Origin of the sequence: Brucella sp. NBRC 113783 (assembly GCF_040372265.1) — a bacterium.
Taxonomy (GTDB): domain Bacteria; phylum Pseudomonadota; class Alphaproteobacteria; order Rhizobiales; family Rhizobiaceae; genus Brucella; species Brucella teleogrylli.
This window is the reverse complement of the sequence record NZ_BAABRX010000006.1, coordinates 118508-138981: the sequence shown is the minus strand read 5'-3', so window position 1 is coordinate 138981 and position 20474 is coordinate 118508. Positions and strand designations below refer to the sequence as shown.

Genomic DNA, 20474 nt, shown 5'->3' with positions numbered 1-20474 from the left:
AGTATTTAAGCGGTTCTCATGCGCCGATAAACATCACAAATTGCCGTGAAATCTTTTTTAAGCGGGCTTTCCTTGCGGCGCCGGAATGGGGCGCCACAACAAGAAATATATGCATTTAGAAATAATTTGGCAGTGAGGTCGTTTTCTGCCCGGAGAAAAGGACGTTTCGCGGTCTTTCGCAGAGCTTTTGGACAATTTATTTAAGGCTTGAAATATTTTCCGGCAAACGCGATTCTTAGAGCACGGATTTTGGCTCGATTCCTGAGCCTGACCAGCGTGCTTTGAATAAAGGAAATGGGCGTGTCGGTGGATTTCGAGATCATAGTCAGCGACGATCATGAAAGCGAAAAGCCGGAACTGCGTCTCTGGCTGCGCATGCTGTCCACCACCAAGCTGGTCTCGCAGGAAATCCGGCGGCGTCTGCGCAATGAATTCGGCGCGACACTGCCGCAATTCGATTTGCTGGCGCAGCTCTATCGCGAGCCGGAAGGCTTGCGGCTGGGGGAACTGTCACGCCGCACGATGGTAACCAATGGCAATGTCACCGGTCTGGTGGAACGGCTGGAAACCGAAGGTCTGGTGAAACGTGAGACGCCGGGCGCCGATCGTCGCGTCACGGTGGCCCGTCTGACGGATCAGGGCATTTCGGTGTTCAGCCAGATGGCCAAAGCCCATGAAGGCTGGTTGCGGGAAATGATGGCCGATGTCGATCACGATATCATCCAGACCCTGCTGGCCGATCTCGATCCGCTGAAGAAGTCGGTGCGAAACCATCTTTCCGGAGCGGAAGACGAATAAGCCGTCTCCCGCCTGCCGGTTTTTATTTTGCCTGATCACTTGTTGCAAACATGGGTCCGCCCTTGATCGACGGGAAGCCATAGCCGTTGACCAGAACCAGATCGATATCGTCGGAATGGCGCGCAATGCCTTCTTCAAGCAGGGCTTGCCCTTCATGCGCCATGGCGGCGAGCAGACGCTGCATGATCGCCTCATCGCTGAAATTGCGAGGAATAATGGCGTTGCGCGCACGGTAATCATCGATCAATGCGTGGACGTCCGGATCGTTTGTGCGAACACCATCCGCATAGCGATACCAGCCGAGGCCAGCCTTGCGGCCAAAACGCCCGGCTTCGCATAATTTGTCGGCAACGTCGAAATAGGGAAGCTTCGGATCACGGCTTGCCGCCGCTCTCTTGCGCCGCGCCCAGGCGATTTCCAGCCCGGCCATGTCGTAAACCGCGAAAAGCCCCATCGGAAAACCGTAGGCTTCCATGGCGCGATCGATATCTTCGGGATAGGCGCCTTCGGCCAGCATTTTCTCGGCTTCCGTGCGATAGGCCGAAAACATCCGGTTGCCGATGAAGCCTTCGCAGACACCGGTGACGATGGGCAGCTTCTTGATCTTGCGGGCAAAAGCGATGCCGGTTGCAAGCGTCTCATCGGACGTTTCCGCGCAGCGCACCACTTCCAGAAGCCGCATGATATTGGCTGGCGAGAAGAAATGGAGCCCCAGCACCCGGTCGGTGCGGTTGGTGACGGCGGCCAGCTCATCCGGATTGAGATAGCTCGTATTGGTCGCCAGAATGGTTGCCGCAGGCAGCAACGCGTCAAGCTCGCGGAACAGCGAGGCCTTGACGGTGAAATCATCGAAGACGGCTTCGATGACGAGATCGGCATCGGCCAGTGCGGACATGTCGGCGCTGACGGACAGCTTCGCGCGTTGGGCGTCAGCGGCCTCAGCGGAAAGCCTGCCGGTATCGACAGCCTTCTGAATCATATCGCTGATCCGCGCATGGCCCTTGGCGGCGGCTTCTGCAGTCGTTTCATAGCCGATGACCTTGTAACCAGCAGCAAGACAGGTGACGGCGATGCCCGATCCCATCAGGCCGGTTCCGGCGATGCCGATACTGGAAAGAACACGAGGCTTTGCCTCCATGCCGTCCACTTTTCCAGCGGCGCGTTCGGCAAAGAACAGATGCCGCAAGGCGGCAGCCTCTTCGCTGTCGCGCAGGCGGATGAAGGTTGCGCGTTCTTCGGCCAGACCTTCGGCAATAGAGGCCGTTGTGGAAAGCTGCACCAGCCGCGCGGCTTCGCCGGGAGCCGTAGCGCCGCGTGCCTTTTTCAGGATTTTGGCCTTGGCTTGTTCAAAGGCTGTAGCATCCGGCGCGGTAACCGACAGATCGCCGGTCCGACGCAACGGCTTGCCGATCAGCGCATTGGCGAGCGCGATGGCGTCGGCCACAAGGTCGCCGACCGATATCTGGTCAATGAGGCCCAATTGCTGCGCTTCGTCCGGGGCGATCTGGCGTCCGGTGGCGATCATGTCGAGCGCTGCCAGCGGTCCGATCAATCGGGGCAGGCGCTGCGTGCCGCCAGCGCCGGGCACGATCCCGAGCTTGACCTCCGGCAGGGCAAAGGATGCGCTGGTCGATGCGATCCGCGCGTGAGCGGCAAGTGCAACCTCCAGTCCGCCGCCCAAAGCGGGACCGTTGATTGCGGCCACCACGGGCTTGTCAGCGCTTTCGATGAGCGTGATGACATCCGGCAATGTCGGTTCGACCGGCGGCTTGCCGAATTCGCGAATATCCGCCCCGCCGATGAAGATCTTGCCAGCGCCGCTCAGCACGGTAGCGCGGATCGCCGCGTCTTCTGACGCATGGCGAATGGCTGCGGCAAAACCTTTGCGCACCTCGGCGGAGGTGGCATTGACCGGCGGGTTATCGACCGTGACGACAAGAATGCCATCGACAACCGTGCCTGTCACAGCGGCGGAGAATTCGCTTCTATCGGTCATGGCGGTCTCAGTCCGGTATAACGGCAAAAGCCTGTATTTCGATCTTGGCCCGGTCTTCGACCAGCGCGACAACCTGCACCGCCGCCATGGCGGGGAAGTGCTTGCCGATCACATCACGATAGGCGCGACCGATGCCTTTCAGATTGGCGGTATATTCAGCCTTGTCGGTGAAATACCAGGTCATGGAGGCGATATGCTCCGGCCTGCCGCCAGCTTCCGCCAGAATGGCGACAATGTTTTTCAATGTCTGCTCGGTCTGCTCGACGAAATCGTCGGTCTCGAACTGTTGCTGTTCGTTCCAGCCGATCTGGCCGCCGATATAGACGGTGCGCCCACGCGCTTCAACGCCATTGGCATATCCGATGGGGCGGGCCCAGCCTTGCGGCTGCAGTGTCTTATGCATGTTGTGTCTCCAGAAAATACGTGCGGGGGCAGGCGTTAATTCGCCTTCAGCAGTTCGCGCGCGATAATGAGTTTCTGCACTTCCGTTGCGCCCTCATAGATGCGAAGTGCGCGTATCTCGCGATAAAGCCGCTCGACGATTTCGCCGCTTTTCACACCGCGACCGCCAAACATCTGCACGGCCTTGTCGATGGTTTGCTGGGCGTTTTCCGTCGCAACCATCTTGGCCATGGCGGCTTCCTTGGTGGTGTTCAGCTTCTGAACGTCGCGCCGCCATGCCGCGCGATAGGTCAAAAGTGCTGCGGCGTCGATATCGGTCGCCATGTCGCCAAGCGTGGCCTGCGTCAGCTGCAAGTCGGCCAAAGCGCCGCCGAACATCGGACGCGACCGCGCATGGGACAGCGCCTCGCTGGCTGCACGACGCGCAAAGCCAAGCGCTGCTGCCGCAACCGATGCGCGGAAAATATCAAGCGTGCGCATGGCGATCTTGAAGCCTTCGCCCGGCGCGCCGAGGCGGCGCGAGGCCGGGATACGGCAGTTGTCGAAGCGGATCGTCGCCAGCGGATGCGGCGCAATCACATCGATGCGCTCCGCGATGGAAAAGCCGGGATCGGTGGCGAACACGACAAAGGCCGAAATGCCCCGCGTGCCGGGCGCTTCGCCGGTGCGGGCAAAGACGGTGTAGACATCGGCGATGCCCCCATTGGAAATCCAGGTCTTTTCACCGTCGAGCACATAGTCATCGCCGTCGGCTTTAGCGGCGCAGCTCATCGCCGCCACATCGGACCCTGCCAGTTTTTCCGACAGGGCAAAGGCCGAAATCCATTCGCCGCTTGCCACTTTCGGTAGCACGGCCTGCTTGAGCTCGTCCGATGCGGTGAGGCTGATCGCGCCGGTGCCAAGGCCCTGCATGGCAAAGGCGAAATCGGCAAGACCATCGTGATAGGCCAGTGTCTCGCGGGCAATACAAAGTTTGCGGGAATCGATCCCTTCGCCGCCCGTCAGGCTGACGGCTGCTTCCAGCAGCCCGGCTTTGCCCAGCGCTTTCACCAAAGCGCGGCAGGCATTGTCCGTGTCGCTGTGATCGACATCGGCCAACGCCGGGCTTTGAGCAAAGGCATCCAGTTTTGCGGCCCAATCGGCATGAGCTTTGTCAAAAAACGGCCAGTCGAGATGCTCCCGCGTCAGCGGCAGTGCTGCGGAACTTTCCATCATCAGTTCCCCTCGAAAACGGGCTTCTGCTTGGCTGCGAAAGCCTCGAAGGCACGGCGGAAATCCTGCGTCGCCATGCAGATCGCCTGCGCCTGCGCTTCCGATTCCACCAGTTCTTCAATGCCCATGGCCCATTCCTGATTGAGCATGGTTTTGGTCATGCCATGCGCGAACCATGGACCGTCGGCAATATTGCGCGCCAGCGCTTCGGCCTTGCCCAGAAGATCGCCCTGCGGGTGCAGCGCGTTGAAAAAGCCCCAGCGTTCGCCTTCGTCTGCGCTCATGAAGCGCCCGGTATAAAGCAGTTCCGATGCGCGGCCCTGACCGATCAGTCGCGGGAGAATGCCGCATGCGCCCATATCGGCGCCAGCAAGGCCGACGCGGGTGAAGAGGAAAGCCGTCTTTGCTTCCGGCGTGGCGATGCGCAAATCCGAGGCCATGGCCAGAATGGCACCAGCGCCAGCGCAAATGCCATCAACGGCGGCAATGATCTGCTGCGGACATTTGCGCATGGCCTTGACGACATCGCCGGTCATGCGCGTGAAAGCCAGAAGATCGGGCATTGTCATATGGGTCAGCGGTTCGATGATCTCGAACACATCGCCGCCCGACGAAAAGTTTCCGCCAGCGCCGGTCAGCACGATGGTGCGCACATCGGAGGCATAGACGAGATTGCGAAACAGATCGCGCAGCTCGGCATAGCTTTCAAATGTCAGCGGGTTTTTCCGGTCCGGGCGGTTCAGGGTCAGCGTGGCAACGCGACCGTCTTCGCTTGTTTGCCATAGAAAATGCGTGGCCTGATAGTCCTTGAAAGGCTTCAGATTGCTCGCCATCGAAGTCGTGCCGTCGGTCATCCTGCCATTACCTCCCCACCGGCGATTGCAATCGCCTGTCCAGTTATCGATTGCGCGCCGGGCGATGTGAGCCACAGCACGGTTTCAGCCACCTCTTCTGGCTGTATCAGGCGTCCCTGCGGGTTCGCCTTGACGAATTCTGCCAGAACATCTTCCTCCGACCGTCCGGTCTTGGCGACAATGGCCGCAATCGAGCGTGAGATGATCGGCGTATCGGTAAAACCGGGGCAAACGGCGTTGACCGTCACGCCCTTGCGGGCGAGTTCCAGCGCCAGCGCGCGGGTCAGACCCACGACCCCGTGCTTTGCGGCGCAATAGGCCGAGACATAAGCATAGCCGCTCAGGCCCGCCGTGGAGGCGATATTGATGATGCGCCCGCCTTTGCCGCCCGCCTTGATGTCATCGAGGGTCGCCTGCGTCACATTGAAAACGCCTGTCAGATCGACATCGAGAACGCGGCTCCACATGTCGAGACTGGTTTTCTCAAACGGCGCGCTCGGTGCTTCTCCGGCATTGTTGATAAGAATGCTGACAGGCCCGAATGCGGCGCGCGCGCTGTCCAGCCCGGTTGCGATGGCTTCGCGGTTGGTCACATCGAACCCATCGGCAATAAAGCACCGTTGCCAGTCCAGAAGGGCGGCGGATGCTTCCAGCGGTTCGCGGCGGCGACCCGCCAGGGTCACATTTGCCCCGGCGCGCGCAAGACCGACCGCGATAGCGGCGCCGATGCCGCTACCGGCGCCGGTGACCAGCGCATGCTTGCCGGAAAGGGCAAGGCCAACAGCGGCATCGTTCATCGCAATCTCCCGTTACTTCGCACCTTGCGGCGCAGCTGCGGCGCGGGCGAGATTGGCTTCATACTGATATTTGGCGGAGCGATATTGCTTCGGCCATGCGATCGAGTTGATGCCGATTTTTGCCGCTTCATGCAATGCCCAGGACGGGTCGGCAAGATGCGGTCGGGCCACGGCGCAGAGATCGGCGCGGCCAGCCGCGATGATCGAATTGGCATGATCGGCTTCCGAAATCGCACCGACGGCAATGGTCGGAATGTGGATTTCGTTGCGGATCTTGTCGGAGAACGGGGTCTGGAACAGACGGCCATAAACCGGCTTTTCTTCCTTCCAGACCTGTCCTGACGAACAGTCGATCAGATCGGCGCCAGCAGCCTTGAACATGTCGGCAAAGATCGCAGCATCTTCCGGCGTGTTGCCGCCTTCAAACCAGTCGTGACAGGAAAGACGAACCGAGATCGGTTTGTCCTGCGGCCAGACTTCGCGGATTGCGTGGAAGACTTCCAGCGGATAGCGCGCGCGGTTTTCGTAACTTCCGCCATATTCATCCTCGCGCCGGTTGGTGAGCGGCGAGAGGAAGCTCGACAGAAGATAGCCGTGTGCACAATGCAGCTCCAGCCAATCGACGCCCGCTTCTGCGGCGCGTTTGGTGGCGGCGACAAAATCCGCTTTGACCCGGTCCATGTCGGCGCGGTCCATCGCCTTCGGCGTCTGGCTGTGCTTGAGATAGGGCAGGGCGGAAGCAGACAGAAGCGGCCATGAACCCTCTTCCAGCGGCTGATCGATCCCTTCCCAGGCAAGCTTGGTTGCGCCTTTACGTCCGGCATGGCCGATCTGCATGCCAACCTTGGCATTGCTGTTGCCATGGATGAAATCGACAACGCGCTTCCAGCCTTCGGCCTGCGCATCGTTCCAGATGCCGAGACAGCCCGGCGTAATCCGCGCATCGGGCGACACGCAGGTCATTTCGGCAAAGACCAGTCCCGCGCCGCCCATGGCGCGGCTGCCGAGATGCACCATATGGAAATCGTCGATCAGGCCATCGGTCGCGGAATACATGGCCATCGGCGACACGACGATGCGGTTTGGCAATGTCACGCCGCGCAGCTTGTAGGGCGTGAACATCGGCGGCAGGCAACGCTCGTCTTCCGTCACGTTCAGCCCCTGCTTGCGGGCGAACCAGCGCTCATAGCCTTCCAGCCAGTTCTTGTCGCGCAGGCGCAGATTTTCGTGGCTGATGCGTTGCGAGCGCGTCAGCATGGAATACATGAACTGTTCCGGCTCCAGCGTGTCGGCATAACGTTGGCCGACGACCTCGAACCATTCCATGGCGTTGCGCGCGGCGTTTTGAATGCGTGCAACATCGACCCGGCGGATTTCCTCATAGGCATGCAGGACTTCAGGAATGCCTTCCTTGCCGTGACCGAGTTTCTGGAACTGGTTGGCCAGTTCAATCGCGTCGTCGATGGCAAGTTTGGTGCCCGAGCCGATGGCGAAATGCGCGGTATGGGCCGCATCACCCATCAGCACCACATGGGAATTGCCGTTGAAGTGGCTCCACTTTCCGCAAATCAGGCGGTTGAAGTTCAGCCAGGCCGAGCCGCGCATATGGCGCGCATTGGTCATCAGCGGTACGCCTTCCAGCGTTTCCGCAAAAAGCTTTTCGCAGAAATCGATGGATGCGGTCTGGTCCATCTGGTCCAGTCCATGCGCCAGATAGGCTTCCTCGGTAGTTTCGATGATGAAGGTCGAGGTCTTGTCGTCGAACTTGTAGATATGCGCCTGGAACCAGCCGTGATCGGTCTTGCGGAAATCGAAGGTAAAGGCGTCGAACAGCTTTTCCGTACCGAGCCAGATATAGCGATTGGGCCGAACGATCAGATCGGGTTCGAACACGTCCTCATAGCGATTGCGAATGCGGGAGTTCAGGCCGTCCGAAGCGATGATGAGATCGGCGTCCGGGAAATCGAGATCGCTTTCCACGTCGGTTTCAAACTGAAGCTTCACGCCCAGCGCTTCGCAGCGCAGCTGAAGAATGTTGAGCAGGCGCTTGCGCCCGATGCCGACGAAGCCGTGGCCACTGGTGCGCTGGCGCGTGCCCTTGAACAGAACCTCGATATCGTCCCAGTGATTGAAGGCGTCCTGTATTTCAGCCGCACTTTCCGGGTCCCAGACCTTCATGGATTCCATGGTCGCGTCGGAAAACACCACGCCCCAGCCGAACGTGTCGTAAGGGCGGTTCCGCTCCACGACCGTAATGTCATGTTCCGGATGAAGTTTTTTCATCAGAAGGCCGAAATAAAGGCCGGCCGGACCTCCTCCAATACACACGATACGCATGTTGAGTTCCCTTTCCGATATGCTGCCGACCGATATTTGCCGAACGGAGCCGGTTAATTATTTTAAGCTTAAAATATAATTAGGGGTTCTGGCGCGTCAAGCGAAAAAATCATAGTCTTTCCCACATCGCGTTTGGGAGGCGAGAAAATGCGCCCAAACAGAAATATGCAAATGCAATAATTATAATCGTTCTGAAAAGCGCTATTGACACAGTTTAGAATTGGAAAATATGCTGATGCAAATGAATTGATATTCCGGCGAACGGAAAAGGGGAATTGTCATGGCGGAGCGCTCATTCGCCCGTGAGGTCGAGGATCTGAAGCTCGGCGAAGGCGATATTTTCAGTGGCGAGGGCATTCTCGCCATCACCAAAGCGCTGTTGCAGTCAGGCGTGTCCTATGTCGGCGGCTATCAGGGCTCGCCGATTTCGCACTTGATGGACGTTCTCGCCGATGCGAAGGACGTGATGGAAGATCTCGGCGTTCATTTCGAATCGTCCGCATCGGAAGCTGCGGCTGCGGCCATGCTTTCCGCTTCCGTGATGTATCCGGTGCGCGGCGCAGTAACGTGGAAATCGACGGCTGGCACCAATGTCGCCTCCGACGCCCTGTCCAACCTTGCCTCTGGCGGGGTGACTGGTGGCGCGCTGGTCATCATCGGCGAGGATTACGGCGAAGGCTCCTCCATCATGCAGGAGCGCAGCCACGCCTATGCGATGAAATCGCAAATGTGGCTTTTGACGCCGCGGCCCAATCTGCCTTCGATCGTGGAAGCCGTTGAAAAAGGCTTCGAACTGTCGGAAGCCTCCAACACGCCGGTCATGTTGCAGGTGGGCATTCGCAGCTGCCATGTGCATGGTCAGTTTGTGGCGAAGGATAACAAGCGGCCCGCCCACACGCTGGCCGAAGCGCTGGAAAATCCAAGGCGCGATGTGAACCGCATCGTCCTGCCGCCTGCATCTTTCCTGCACGAGAAGGAAAAGCTCGAAAAGCGCTGGCCCGCAGCCGTCGAGTTTGTCAAAGCCAATCGTCTCAATGAATATTTCGGCCCGAAAGAGGGCGATGTTGGCATCATCCTGCAAGGTGGGCTTTACAACAGCGCCATGCGGGCCCTGCAGCAAATGGGGCTGGCCGATGTTTACGGCGAAAGCCGCGTTCCGCTCTATGTGATGAATGTCGCCTATCCGATGATAGACGATGAAGTCATCGACTTCGTCGCCGGCAAGAAAGCCGTGGTGATGCTGGAGGAGGGCGCGCCTGAATATATAGAGCAGGCGCTGCATACGCTGCTGCGCCGCCGTGATATCCAGACGAAACTGACCGGCAAGGATGTGCTGCCGCTGGGCGGCGAATACACAACGCCCGTGCTTTTGAAGGGTCTGACGGCATTCTTCGATGCGCATGCGCCCCAATTGCTCGGCAACCGTCCGCCGCTGCCCGATCCATCGCCGGTTCTGGCCGATGAGCGCGTCAAGGCGCTGGCAGAAGTGGTGCCGCCGCGCCCCGCCGGTTTCTGCACCGGTTGCCCGGAGCGCCCGATCTTCGCCGCCATGAAGCTGGTGGAAAAGGAGCTGGGCGAGCATCACGTGTCTGCCGATATCGGCTGCCACCTCTTTTCCATTCTGCCGCCGTTCAATCTCGGTGGCACGACCATGGGTTATGGCCTTGGCCCGGCCTCGGCTTCCGCTTTCAATGTGCCTGCGGGCAAACGCTCCATTTCGGTGATGGGCGATGGCGGTTTCTGGCACAACGGTCTCGCCACTTCAGTCGGCAATGCCGTTTTCAACAAGCAGGATGGCGTCATCCTTGTGGTCGACAATTACTATTCGTCGGCGACGGGCGGTCAGGATGTGATGTCCTCCAGAGCGATCAATCCGCGCCGCAAGACCAACAATTCCATCGTCGATGCAGTCAAGGGAATTGGTGCGGGCTGGGTTCGCCAGATCGACCACACCTATGACGTTGCCAAGATGCGCGACACGCTGAAGGAAGCGCTGACGACGGAAGAAAAAGGCCCAAAGATCATCGTGGCGTCGTCGGAATGCATGCTCAACAAGCAGCGCCGCGTGAAGCCGCAATTCGCCAAGGCCGTCAAGGACGGCAAGCGGATGGTCAAGCAGCGTTTCGGCGTCGATGAAGATGTCTGCACCGGCGATCACGCCTGTATCCGCCTGTCGGGTTGCCCGTCGCTTTCGGTGAAGCATACCGACGATCCGCTGAAGGACGATCCGGTCGCGGCCATCGACAATTCCTGCGTCGGTTGCGGCAACTGCGGTGAAGTTTCGGAAGCGGCGGTTCTGTGCCCGTCCTTCTATCGCGCCGATGTCATTCACAATCCGACGGGTTGGGACAAGTTCATGCATCGCCTGCGCTCCGGTGTCATTGGCTGGCTGCAAAAGCGCCGCCGCGCGTCGCGCATCGTCTTTGCGGATTGAGGAACAGGTCATGGCCACACTGAATGCATCGCCGTCCGCTCTTCTGTCGCAGGACAAACCACTGTCAATTGCCATTCTCGCCATGGGCGGGCAGGGCGGTGGCGTTCTGGCCGACTGGGTTGTCGCGCTTGCGGAAGCCAATGGCTGGGTCGCGCAGACAACTTCCGTGCCCGGCGTGGCGCAAAGAACCGGTGCGACGATCTATTATCTCGAACTGTTGCGGGCCCGCGAAGGGGCGCATCCGATCCTGTCGCTGATGCCGACGCCGGGCGACGTCGATATCGTCATTGCGGCTGAACTGATGGAAGCGGGGCGCTCGGTTCTGCGCGGTCTCGTGACGCCAGACAAGACCTTGCTCATCACCTCCACCCATCGCTCCTTTGCGGTGGGCGAAAAGGAAAAGCCGGGCGATGGCATCGGCAATCCGGTGGTCGTCGAGGACGCAACAGCCTTTGCCGCGCGCAAGACCATCGCCTTTGACATGGAAGCGCTGGCAACGAAAAGCGGCAGCGTGGTGTCTTCAGCTCTGTTCGGCGCGCTTGCGGCTTCCGGCGCTTTGCCCTTCGACAAAGCCGCTTTTGAAACGACGATCAAGTCTGGCGGCAAAGGCATTGAGGCCAGTCTCAGAGCTTTTGAAGCTGCCTATCAGCGCGCGCTTGGCGGCGCGAATGACAAGCTGGCGGCAACGCCCGCAAAGCGGCTCGACCCTCTGCCCGAACGGTCCGATCATCCAGCGCTGGATAGGCTTATCCAGCGCATTCGCAGCGAGTTTCCGGGTGAATGCCATCCGATGTTTTTCGCAGGCATCAAGAAACTTACCGAGTTTCAGGACCCGGCCTATGCGGATGAATATTTGACCCGCTGCGCTGCCTTGCTCAAGGCCGATCGCGATAATGGCGGTGCGGCGCATGGTTTTGCCTTCACCGAACAGGCGGCAAAATATGTCGCTGTCGCCATGGCTTATGACGATGTGGTCCGGGTGGCGGATATCAAGGTGCGCGGCTCGCGGTTCGAGCGGGTGCGCAAGGAAATCGGCCTCAAGAAGGACCAGATCGCCTATACGACCGAATATATGCACCCGCGCATGGAAGAAGTGTGCGGCACCTTGCCGAAAGGCATCGGCGCATGGATTGAAAATCGCCCCAAACTCTTCGCGTGGCTCGACAAGCGTGTCAGCAAGGGTCGCCGGGTAAACACGGGAACGCTGTTCTGGTTCACCGGGCTTTATGTCGTTTCGGGCCTGCGTCGTTTCCGGCGCGGCAGCCTGCGCCATCAGCGTGAGGTCGAACATCGTGAAGCCTGGCTGGCACAGGCGCTGGCTGTCTTGCCCAAGAACTATGATCTCGCGGTCGAGGTTCTTGGTTGCCGTCGTCTGGTCAAGGGCTACTCCGATACGCATTCGCGTGGCCTGTCGAAATTTGACCGTGTCCTATCCGCCTTGCCTGTTCTGACTGAGCGGGACGACGGCGCGGCCTGGCTCCGGCGTCTGCGGCAAGCCGCCCTGCTGGACGAACAGGGCATCGCGCTCGATGGCGCGCTGAAGACAATCGCGACGCTCTGACAAAGAGCGCGCCCCGCCAATTCAAAATAAAAGGGGAAAGCTATGTCTCAAGCCCAGAGCATAGACGCGCCGGCTGTTGCCGGAAAGGAAATATCGGCAGGCAAAAGCCTGCTCGTCGTCGGCCTGTGCTGGCTCGCGATTTTCGCGGAAGGCTATGATGTCGGTGTCATCGGGGCCATTCTGCCCGCCTTGTCGGTCGATCCGGTCTGGCAACTGACGCCGATAGAGCTTGGTGCCATCGGCAGTTACACGGTGATCGGCATGCTGATCGGCGGCATTCTTGCTGGCACGTTGAGCGAGCTTCATGGACGCAAACCGCTGTTCATCGCCTGCATCACCCTGTTTTCGCTGTGCATGATCGTCAGCGCCATGGCGCCGTCCCCGTTCATCTTCGGATTGAGCCGGTTCATTTCGGGCATCGGTCTTGGCGGGATTATTCCGGTCGCAGCCGCGCTGACAGTGGAATATTCCCCGATCAAGAAGAAGAGCTTCAACTACGGTCTCATGTATTCGGGCTATTCAATGGGATTGCTTGCCGCAGCCTTGTGCGGTCGCGGTTTTCTTGAAGCGCATGGCTGGCGCACCATCGTGCTGATCGGCGCCATCCCGCTGCTGTTTGTCCCGATCTTCCTCGCATTCCTGCCGGAAAGCGTGGAATCGCTGGTCCAGCGCGGCAAGCATGATGCGGCGCGCAAGACGGCGGCACGCATGGGCGTTGGCGTTCCGGCGGCGATTGTCCGCAAGCATGGCAAGGTTGGCTGGCGCACGGTGTTCGGTGAAATCTTCTCCCCGAAAAAGGCGTTCGAAACCGCCTGCTTTTGGATCGCGCTCTTCATGGGTCTGCTGCTGGTTTATGGCCTCGCACAATGGCTGCCGCAGATCATGCGCAAGAACGGTTACGACCTCGGCAACAGCCTGCTGTTCCTCGCGGTCTTCAGTCTCAGCTCGGCAATCGGCGGTATTGTGCTTGGCACTTGGGCGGATCGCTTCGGTGTGCGCCGCACGGTCGCCTGTTCCTATGCGCTGGGTGCGCTCGGCATTGTGGCGCTTGCCTTCAAGGGTTCGCTCCTGATGAATTATGTGTTTGTGGCCATTGCCGGTTTCGGCACCGTGTCGGCATCGCTGGTTCTGACAGGCTTTCTGGCCCAGCGGCTCGATTCCTCGATTCGCTCCGCCGGAACTGGCTGGGCGCTGAGCTTCTCGCGCATTGGTGCGCTGTCGGGCCCGCTTCTGGGCGGCTTGATCGCAAGCCTCAATGTCGGCCCGCAGTGGAACTTCTATATCTTTGCTATCGTTGCCGCTTTGGCAGCTGTGGCAACCGCGCTGATCCCGTCACGCTCGACGGATTGATGGTCTGACAATTCCGGCTCGCTTTCTTGAAGCGGGCCGGTTTAAAGTTCGTTTTTACGGATATTGCGCAGCATTTTCTGCAAGGTGCCGACAAAGGCGCGATGCTCGTCTTCATCGATGCCTTCAAACAATTGCAACAGCAGATCATACATGACCGGCCATGCTTCGTTGAAGATGTTGCGGCCTTCTTCGGTCATCGAAATATCGCGGATGCGCATGTCTTCTGCGCGTGCCTGACGGCGGATGTACCCCTGCTCTTCAAGCGAATCGAGCGTGCGGCTCATCGTTGATTGTTCGGTCACGGTAAAGACCGCAAGCTCGTTGATCGTCGCCGAAGGGGTGACACTCAAGACGGCAAGCGTGCGCAATTTGACCGTCGTGATCTGGCGGCCTTTCAGCGCTTCCGCAAGGTTTGCATTATAGCGCGCCATCAGGCGGTTCATCAGGTAGGGCGCAAAACTGTTCAGGCCGATCTCGCCCAGCGAACGCGCGGGGTTCTCCTCCTGATGCTCGGAAGCCAGAACCGTACCTGAGAAGCGTTCCTCCATGAATTCCCTCGTCATCGATCATGGTTGCAACAGTCATGCGCCGGATGCATTTTGGCATCAGGCGCAACAAGGCGCTCTCATCGGTGTTAATATCGGTTGCGGAAAGATGCCAGTGAAAAGCGAGCCTGAAACGACAATCGCATCGACCTTCCCGCCCAGATCTCTGAAAACACCGCCGGTTTGACCGTCGGATCGCAGGTTGGTGTTAGGGGCAGAGAAATTGGACGGCGCGGCTTTCGGGATCGCAAAGCGTATCGATCACATTGCAATGATGCGTGCTGTCGATTTCCCAGGCGCTGGTCTCGATCCCCAATCCGTACCAGATGTTTGCCAGCAGCGTATTTTGCCGCCTGAATTCCATCAGCTCGTCGCCGCCGACACAGCAATGCACGGCGATGTCCGTGCGCGGGCGCTGGAGAGCTGCGCTTTCCGCGACAGCTTCTGCGGCATCCATATGGAAAATATCGTTCATTGCGGTCTTGAGCAGCGGGCGCAGATCATGCAGCCCGCTGATTGAAAGAACACGCCTGATCCGTTCTGCCGTTGCGGCGGCAATGGGCGCGTTTTCGCAGGCCATGCGGCTGACCAGATGCCCCCCGGCTGAATGGCCGGTCAAGGCAATGTCGCCGTCCACTTCCTGCGCCAGATGGTCGAGGAAGCGACCGATTTCCAGCGTGATGCCGGAAATCCGTGTTTCGGGGCAGAGCGTATAGCTTGGCATGGCCACGCGATAACCGCGCGCAAGCGCGCCTTGCGCCAGATGCGACCAGAAACTTTTATCCAACCCCTTCCAATAGCCGCCATGGACATACACAACGGTGCCCTTGGCCGAGCCGTCCGGCAGGAAAAGATCGTAGTGGTTGCGTGCGCCGTCGCCATAGGCAATGTCGGGTATCAAACGGCCCTGATCGCGCATTTTTTCGCGAAAGCTGGAGGCCAGTTCCGTCCAGCGCGGCGGATAGCTGGCGGAATCGCTGATAGCTTTCATATTGTCATAGGCGGTATCGAAGTCGTGAAGCACTGAATTCTCCTGCATATCCATGCGCAAGCCGCGTCAGGCGCGGGCTTCGCTAGCCGCCTGCGCACGCAGGGCGGATCGCTGCAATTTTCCGGATTCCGTCTTGGGCAGGCTGGAAACCCAGCATATCACGCGCGGATATTTATAAGGCGCGAGTTCGCTTTTGACATGGCTTTGCAGAGTTTCCTGCAAGTTCTGGTCGCCATTATAGCCCTCGTTCAGCACCACATAGGCTTTTACGATGCAGCCCCGTTCGTCATCGGGCGCTGCCACCACGCCGCATTCCGCCACGGCCGGATGCGCGAGCAGGCTGGCCTCGACCTCCGGTCCGGCAATGTTGTATCCGGCGGAAACGATCATGTCGTCATTGCGGGCCTGATACCAGAAATAACCGTCCTCATCCATGACATAGGTATCGCCGGTAATGTTCCAGCCGTTCTCGACATATTTGGTCTGGCGCGGGTCGGCCAGATATTTGCAGCCGAGCGGCCCGCGAACGGCAAGGCGTCCGGGCGTGCCGGGCGCGCATTCCTGCCCGTTGTCATCGATCACGCGCGCTTCATAGCCGGGGATTGGCTTGCCAGTCGCGCCGGGGCGAATATCCTTTTCCGGCGCGGAGATGAAGATATGCAGCATTTCCGTGGCACCGATGCCGTCCGCCAGCGAAAGCCCGGTGGCGCGTTTCCACGCTTCGAAAGTGGGGAGCGGGAGGGCCTCACCGGCTGAAACACATTTGCGCAGCGAGGAAAGATCATATTGATCGATCTTTGAAAGCACGGCGCGGTAAGCGGTCGGCGCGGTGAAACAGACAGTCGGCTTATATTCGCCGATGGCGAGCGCCAGATCATGCGGCGCGGTCTTTGCCGGAAGCACTGTGGAAGCGCCAATTCGGAACGGAAACAGGACCAGCCCGCCAAGACCGAAAGTGAAAGCCAGTGGCGGCGAGCCAATGAAGATGTCGTCTTCAGTCGCGTCCAGAATGTGATGCGCATAGCAGTCACAAACGATCAGCAGGTCGCGGTGGAAATGGATGGTCGCCTTCGGCAGGCCAGTGGTGCCGGATGTAAAACCGAGCAGGCAAGGATCATCGCCGCGTGTCGCGACCGCCTCGAAATCGCTGGATGCATCGGCCAGCAATGCGCCAAGCTCTCCGTCTGCATTGCCTTCCCATGTCACCAATGTTTTGACGAAACCTGTCTGCGCCACAGCATTTTGCATTTCGCCGATCAGAGCATGATCGCAAAAGGCAATGCTGATTTCGGCCTTGTCGATGATCTGGACCAGCTCGCGGGCGCGCAAAAGCGGCATGGTCGCGACCACGACACCGCCTGCCTTGATGATCGCCATATAGAGCGCAATCTTGGTCGGGTTATTGCCCGAGCGAATCATCACGCGATTGCCGGGTTTCATGCCAAGCTTGTCGGTCAGCACATTGGCGATCTTGTTGATCATCGCGGCAAGATCGCGATAGGTCCAGCGCACGCCCGGCGCCTGCAAGGCGATGCGGTCGCCTCTGCCGTTTGCCAGATGGGCGTCCACCAGCTCGGTGGTCGCGTTCAGCTGTTCCGGGTAACCGAGTTCTTCAAGGTTGATGATATCCGGTAGAAGTTCCGCAGCCGGAAGATTATCCAGAACGAATGTGTCCACATGAGCGCTGGGGTGCATGCTCGTCTCCTGTAGTGCCAGTAATTTGCGTTCGATTGCATGGTCAAACGTGCAAGTAACGTTCCTTGATGTCCGGGGTGTTCAAAAGGGCGGCGTTGTCGCCGCTCCACACCACACGGCCTTTCTCGATGACCACGTGACGGTCGGCAAAGCGCGCCAGCGCATCGACATTCTTGTCGATGACGAGGATCGCTTCGCCCTCATCCTTGATGTTGCGCAGGCAGGACCAGATTTCTTCGCGCATCAGCGGCGACAGGCCTTCCGTCGCTTCGTCCAGCACAACCATTTTCGGATTGGTCATCAGGGCGCGACCGACCGCCAGCATCTGCTGCTCGCCGCCGGAAAGCTGGTTGCCCATATTGCGCCGTCGTTCTTTCAGGCGTGGAAACATCCGGTAGATGCTCTCCAGCGACCATTTGCATGAGCGCGCATCCGCGCGCCGGGTGGCCAGTAGGTTTTCCTCGACACTGAGCGTCGGGAATATCTGTCGTCCCTCCGGGACCAGCCCTAGCCCCTCGCGGGCTATCGCATGGGGCGGCTTGCCGGTCACGTCATGACCATTGACGATGACCTTGCCGCCCTTGGGCGGCAGCAAGCCGAAGATCGACTTGATGGTTGTCGTCTTGCCCATGCCGTTTCTGCCGAGAATGGTAACGACCTCTCCCGCGCCGACTTCAAAATCGATGCCAAAGAGAATGCGGGACTGGCCATAGGCGTTCTGAAGCCCTTCAACTTTCAGCATCAGGCGGCCTCCTCTTCACCGAGATAGGCGGCGCGTACGTCCGGGTCGGAGCGTACGGCGGCGGGTGTTCCCGATGCGATGACGCGCCCGTAGACAAGCACGCTCACCTGATCGGCCAGCGAGAAAACGGCATCCATGTCATGCTCGATCAAAACCAGCGTGTGGGTCTGGCGCAGGGAGCGCATCAATTCGACCAGCACCACGGATTCCTCGTGGCTGGTGCCAGCCAGTGGCTCGTCGAGTAGCAACATCTGCGCTTTGGTGGCAAGCGCGATGGCAATCTCAAGCTGGCGCTTTTCGCCATGCGACAGCGCTCCAGCCCGGCGATGGGCGCGGTCGTCCAGCCGCACGCGGGCAAGTGCCGCCATGGCTTGCTCGTTGATTTCGGCCTCCTTGCTCGCCGCCCGAAAGAAGCGGAAGCTTGAGCCTGATCGCGCCTGAACGGCCAGCGCAACATTGTCCAGCACGCTGAAACCTTCCAGAACCGAGGTGATCTGAAAGGAGCGCGCAAGGCCCAAGTGAACACGCGCGGGCATGGCCAGACCGGAAATGTCGCGACCGTCAAAGACGACCGAGCCACGGTCACTTTTCAGATTGCCCGAAAGCTGATGGATCAGCGTGGTCTTTCCAGCACCGTTCGGGCCGATCAGCGCGTGAATTTCGCCGCGTTTGACGGTGAGATTGACGCCGTCCGTCACCTTGAGCGCGCCGAAGCTCTTGTGCAGGTCATGGACCTGAAGCAGTTCATCCGACATCGGAACCTCCACGCAGCTTGCGGATCAAGCCGCCAATACCGTCGCGGCTGAAAAGCACGACGAGGACGAGGAAAAGGCCGAGACCGAGTTTCCAATGCTCGGAGAAATGCGCCAGCACTTCTTCCAGCACGATGAAGGCGGTTGCGCCGAGGACTGGGCCGATCAGCGTGCCCATGCCGCCCAGCACGACCATGACGATCAGTTCGCCGGAGCGCTGCCAGCTCATGAAAGCAGGTGAAACGAACTGGATCTGGTTGGCGAGCAGCACACCGGCAATCGCCGCCGCCACACCGGCAATCACATAGGCGGTGAGCTGAAACGAGAAGGGCGAGAAGCCGATGGCGCGCATGCGCACCGGATTATCCCGCGTTCCGCGCAACACACGACCGAACCGGGAATGCACCAGCATACGGAAGGTGAGAAACGCACCGACCAGCAGCGCCAGCACGAAATAGAACAGCACCAGATTGCTGGAAAGCAGCGTATTGCCGAACAGCGTGGAACGTGTCGACAGCGTCATGCCGTCGTCGCCGCCAAAGGCCGACAGGGAGACCATGAAGAAGAAGGCCATCTGACCAAAGGCCAGCGTGATCATGATAAAATAAACGCCGCTGGTTCTGAGTGAAATATAGCCCGTGACGAGCGCGAAGAGCGCTGCAGCAATGATGGCCGCGACCAGCTGCAAGATCAGATCGTCAATGCCATAGCTGGACAGGATGCCGACCGCATAAGCGCCGATCCCGATATAGGCCGCATGACCAAAGGAAACGAGCGCGCCGTAACCCATGATGAAGTTGAGCGAAAGCGCGGCCAGCGCAAAGATCATGATGCGGGTGACGATCACGAGGAGGAAGCTGTCGCCGAGAACGGAGGCAAGAAGCGGCACGATTGCAAAGGCTGCAAAGACCAGCCACGGGCCTGCATCCAGCAAAGGCGAAGCTCGGCGCTTTGCCTTTTTCGGCATGGCGGTGTCGCGCGTGCTGTTATGGGTAATCTCGCTCATCGCGTTCCTCCCTGTGCCGGGAAGAGACCTGTCGGGCGGAAATAGAGCACGGCTGCCATCAGAATATAGGTGAGCATCGGCACCAGCGTGCGGCCCATTTGGGAGGCTGCGGCGGGGTCGAGCAGGTTGCGCAGCAGCATCGGCCCGAAGGTGCGGCCAAGCGTATCGACCAGGCCGACGGCGATGGCCGCAACAAAAGCGCCGCGCACGGAACCGACGCCGCCGATCACGATGACGACGAAGGTCAGGATCAGGATGGAATCGCCCATGCCGGGATCAACCGAGAGGATGGGCGAGACCATGCCGCCGGCAAAGCCCGCAAGCATCGCGCCAAGTCCGAACACCACCATGAACAGGCGGCGGATATTGATGCCAAGGGCCGACACCATGTCGCCATTGGTGGCACCGGCGCGCAGCAGCATGCCGATGCGCGTGTGATTGACGAGGACATAGAGACCTGCCGCCGTCAGAAGCCCAGCTGCGATGATCAGCAGGCGATAGACGGGATAGCGCAGGTTTCCGAAAAGCTGGATGGAACCGGAGAGCGATTCCGGCATCGGCACGCTGAGCGGCGCTGCACCCCATATGATCTTCACCAGTTCATTCACGATCAGGATCAGCCCGAAGGTCGCCAGAACCTGATCGAGATGGCTTCGTTCATATAGTCGTCGAAAGACCAGCACTTCCAGCACGATGCCGATGACAAGCGTGACGGGAAGCGCGATCAAAATGCCGTAGAAGAAACTGCCGGTCATGGCAGTGAAACTCGCGGTCAGATAAGCGCCGACCATATAAAGCACGCCATGCGCCAGATTGATCAGGTCCATGACGCCGAAGATCAGCGTCAGCCCGGCGGCGACGAGAAAGAGCAAAATGCCGAACTGAATCCCGTTAAGGGATTGCAGTAGAAAAAGATTGAGCATGGGGGATGTCCGGAACTCGTTGTACTGAAGCCCGGGCCACGCCAGACGGGCTGGCGTGACCTGTTTCAGACTTGGAAAT

At 59.5% G+C, this 20474-nt stretch carries 17 protein-coding genes; 4 read left to right on the top strand and 13 right to left on the bottom strand.

Translation table 11 applies throughout. From position 1 onward, the window contains the following. Positions 1 to 294: 294 nt before the first annotated feature. Positions 295 to 798 (top strand): MarR family winged helix-turn-helix transcriptional regulator, encoded by a 504-nt coding sequence (locus ABWW11_RS18385; RefSeq protein WP_371830821.1) that lies wholly within the window; start codon positions 295 to 297, stop codon positions 796 to 798. A gap of 22 nt (positions 799 to 820) precedes the next feature. On the opposite strand, the gene ABWW11_RS18380 is transcribed toward ABWW11_RS18385, so the two are convergent. From ABWW11_RS18380 to ABWW11_RS18355, 6 genes are read right to left on the bottom strand one after another with little or no spacing between them, the layout of a single operon-like run. After that, complete coding sequence (locus ABWW11_RS18380) at positions 821 to 2794, bottom strand: 3-hydroxyacyl-CoA dehydrogenase NAD-binding domain-containing protein (RefSeq protein WP_109366833.1); 1974 nt, start codon at positions 2792 to 2794, stop codon at positions 821 to 823. Between the two features lie 7 nt (positions 2795 to 2801). Continuing rightward, on the bottom strand, positions 2802 to 3197 hold the full coding sequence (locus ABWW11_RS18375; protein ID WP_010659199.1) for a RidA family protein: 396 nt from the start codon (positions 3195 to 3197) through the stop codon (positions 2802 to 2804). A 35-nt stretch (positions 3198 to 3232) separates the two neighbouring features. Continuing rightward, positions 3233 to 4408 carry an acyl-CoA dehydrogenase family protein gene (locus ABWW11_RS18370; protein ID WP_109366834.1) on the bottom strand — a complete coding sequence of 392 codons (1176 nt, stop codon included), beginning with the start codon at positions 4406 to 4408 and terminating at the stop codon, positions 3233 to 3235. A gap of 2 nt (positions 4409 to 4410) precedes the next feature. Further along, positions 4411 to 5262: an enoyl-CoA hydratase family protein gene (locus ABWW11_RS18365; RefSeq protein WP_109366835.1), complete on the bottom strand. Its 852-nt coding sequence runs from the start codon at positions 5260 to 5262 to the stop codon at positions 4411 to 4413. Next, positions 5259 to 6059 carry an SDR family NAD(P)-dependent oxidoreductase gene (locus tag ABWW11_RS18360; protein ID WP_109366836.1) on the bottom strand — a complete coding sequence of 267 codons (801 nt, stop codon included), beginning with the start codon at positions 6057 to 6059 and terminating at the stop codon, positions 5259 to 5261. The genes ABWW11_RS18365 and ABWW11_RS18360 overlap by 4 nt, the downstream gene beginning before the upstream one ends. A 12-nt stretch (positions 6060 to 6071) precedes the next feature. After that, a complete protein-coding gene (locus ABWW11_RS18355) occupies positions 6072 to 8396 on the bottom strand; it encodes a bifunctional salicylyl-CoA 5-hydroxylase/oxidoreductase (protein WP_109366837.1) in 2325 nt (774 codons plus the stop codon). Between the two features lie 280 nt (positions 8397 to 8676). Here ABWW11_RS18355 and ABWW11_RS18350 point away from each other — a divergent pair, with 280 nt between their 5' ends. From ABWW11_RS18350 to ABWW11_RS18340, 3 genes are read left to right on the top strand one after another with little or no spacing between them, the layout of a single operon-like run. After that, the gene (locus tag ABWW11_RS18350) at positions 8677 to 10830 is read left to right on the top strand and encodes a ferredoxin family protein (protein WP_109366838.1); all 2154 of its coding nucleotides are present in this window, start codon (positions 8677 to 8679) and stop codon (positions 10828 to 10830) included. A gap of 10 nt (positions 10831 to 10840) precedes the next feature. Next, positions 10841 to 12391, top strand: a complete 1551-nt coding sequence (locus ABWW11_RS18345) for an indolepyruvate oxidoreductase subunit beta family protein (RefSeq protein ID WP_109366839.1) — start codon at positions 10841 to 10843, stop codon at positions 12389 to 12391. 42 nt (positions 12392 to 12433) lie between these two features. Next, positions 12434 to 13741 carry an MFS transporter gene (locus ABWW11_RS18340; protein ID WP_109366840.1) on the top strand — a complete coding sequence of 436 codons (1308 nt, stop codon included), beginning with the start codon at positions 12434 to 12436 and terminating at the stop codon, positions 13739 to 13741. A 41-nt stretch (positions 13742 to 13782) separates the two neighbouring features. Here ABWW11_RS18340 and ABWW11_RS18335 read toward each other — a convergent pair whose 3' ends face one another. The 7 genes from ABWW11_RS18335 to ABWW11_RS18305 all read right to left on the bottom strand — a co-directional run bounded on the left by ABWW11_RS18335 (position 13783) and on the right by ABWW11_RS18305 (position 20395). Then, entirely contained in the window at positions 13783 to 14289 is a 507-nt protein-coding gene (locus ABWW11_RS18335) for a MarR family winged helix-turn-helix transcriptional regulator (protein WP_010659191.1), read from the bottom strand. A 205-nt stretch (positions 14290 to 14494) separates the two neighbouring features. Then, the gene (locus ABWW11_RS18330; protein WP_109366842.1) at positions 14495 to 15310 is read right to left on the bottom strand and encodes a hormone-sensitive lipase; all 816 of its coding nucleotides are present in this window, start codon (positions 15308 to 15310) and stop codon (positions 14495 to 14497) included. A 33-nt stretch (positions 15311 to 15343) separates the two neighbouring features. Then, a complete protein-coding gene (locus tag ABWW11_RS18325) occupies positions 15344 to 16972 on the bottom strand; it encodes a benzoate-CoA ligase family protein (protein ID WP_109366843.1) in 1629 nt (542 codons plus the stop codon). A 43-nt stretch (positions 16973 to 17015) separates the two neighbouring features. After that, positions 17016 to 17714, bottom strand: coding sequence for an ABC transporter ATP-binding protein (locus tag ABWW11_RS18320; RefSeq protein WP_109366844.1), 699 nt, complete (start codon positions 17712 to 17714; stop codon positions 17016 to 17018). Further along, positions 17714 to 18469 (bottom strand): ABC transporter ATP-binding protein, encoded by a 756-nt coding sequence (locus tag ABWW11_RS18315; RefSeq protein WP_109366845.1) that lies wholly within the window; start codon positions 18467 to 18469, stop codon positions 17714 to 17716. The genes ABWW11_RS18320 and ABWW11_RS18315 overlap by 1 nt, the downstream gene beginning before the upstream one ends. Next, complete coding sequence (locus ABWW11_RS18310) at positions 18459 to 19472, bottom strand: branched-chain amino acid ABC transporter permease (protein WP_109366846.1); 1014 nt, start codon at positions 19470 to 19472, stop codon at positions 18459 to 18461. Before ABWW11_RS18310 ends, ABWW11_RS18315 begins: the two co-directional genes overlap by 11 nt. Then, positions 19469 to 20395, bottom strand: a complete 927-nt coding sequence (locus tag ABWW11_RS18305; protein WP_109366847.1) for a branched-chain amino acid ABC transporter permease — start codon at positions 20393 to 20395, stop codon at positions 19469 to 19471. The genes ABWW11_RS18310 and ABWW11_RS18305 overlap by 4 nt, the downstream gene beginning before the upstream one ends. Between the last annotated feature and the right edge of the window lie 79 nt (positions 20396 to 20474).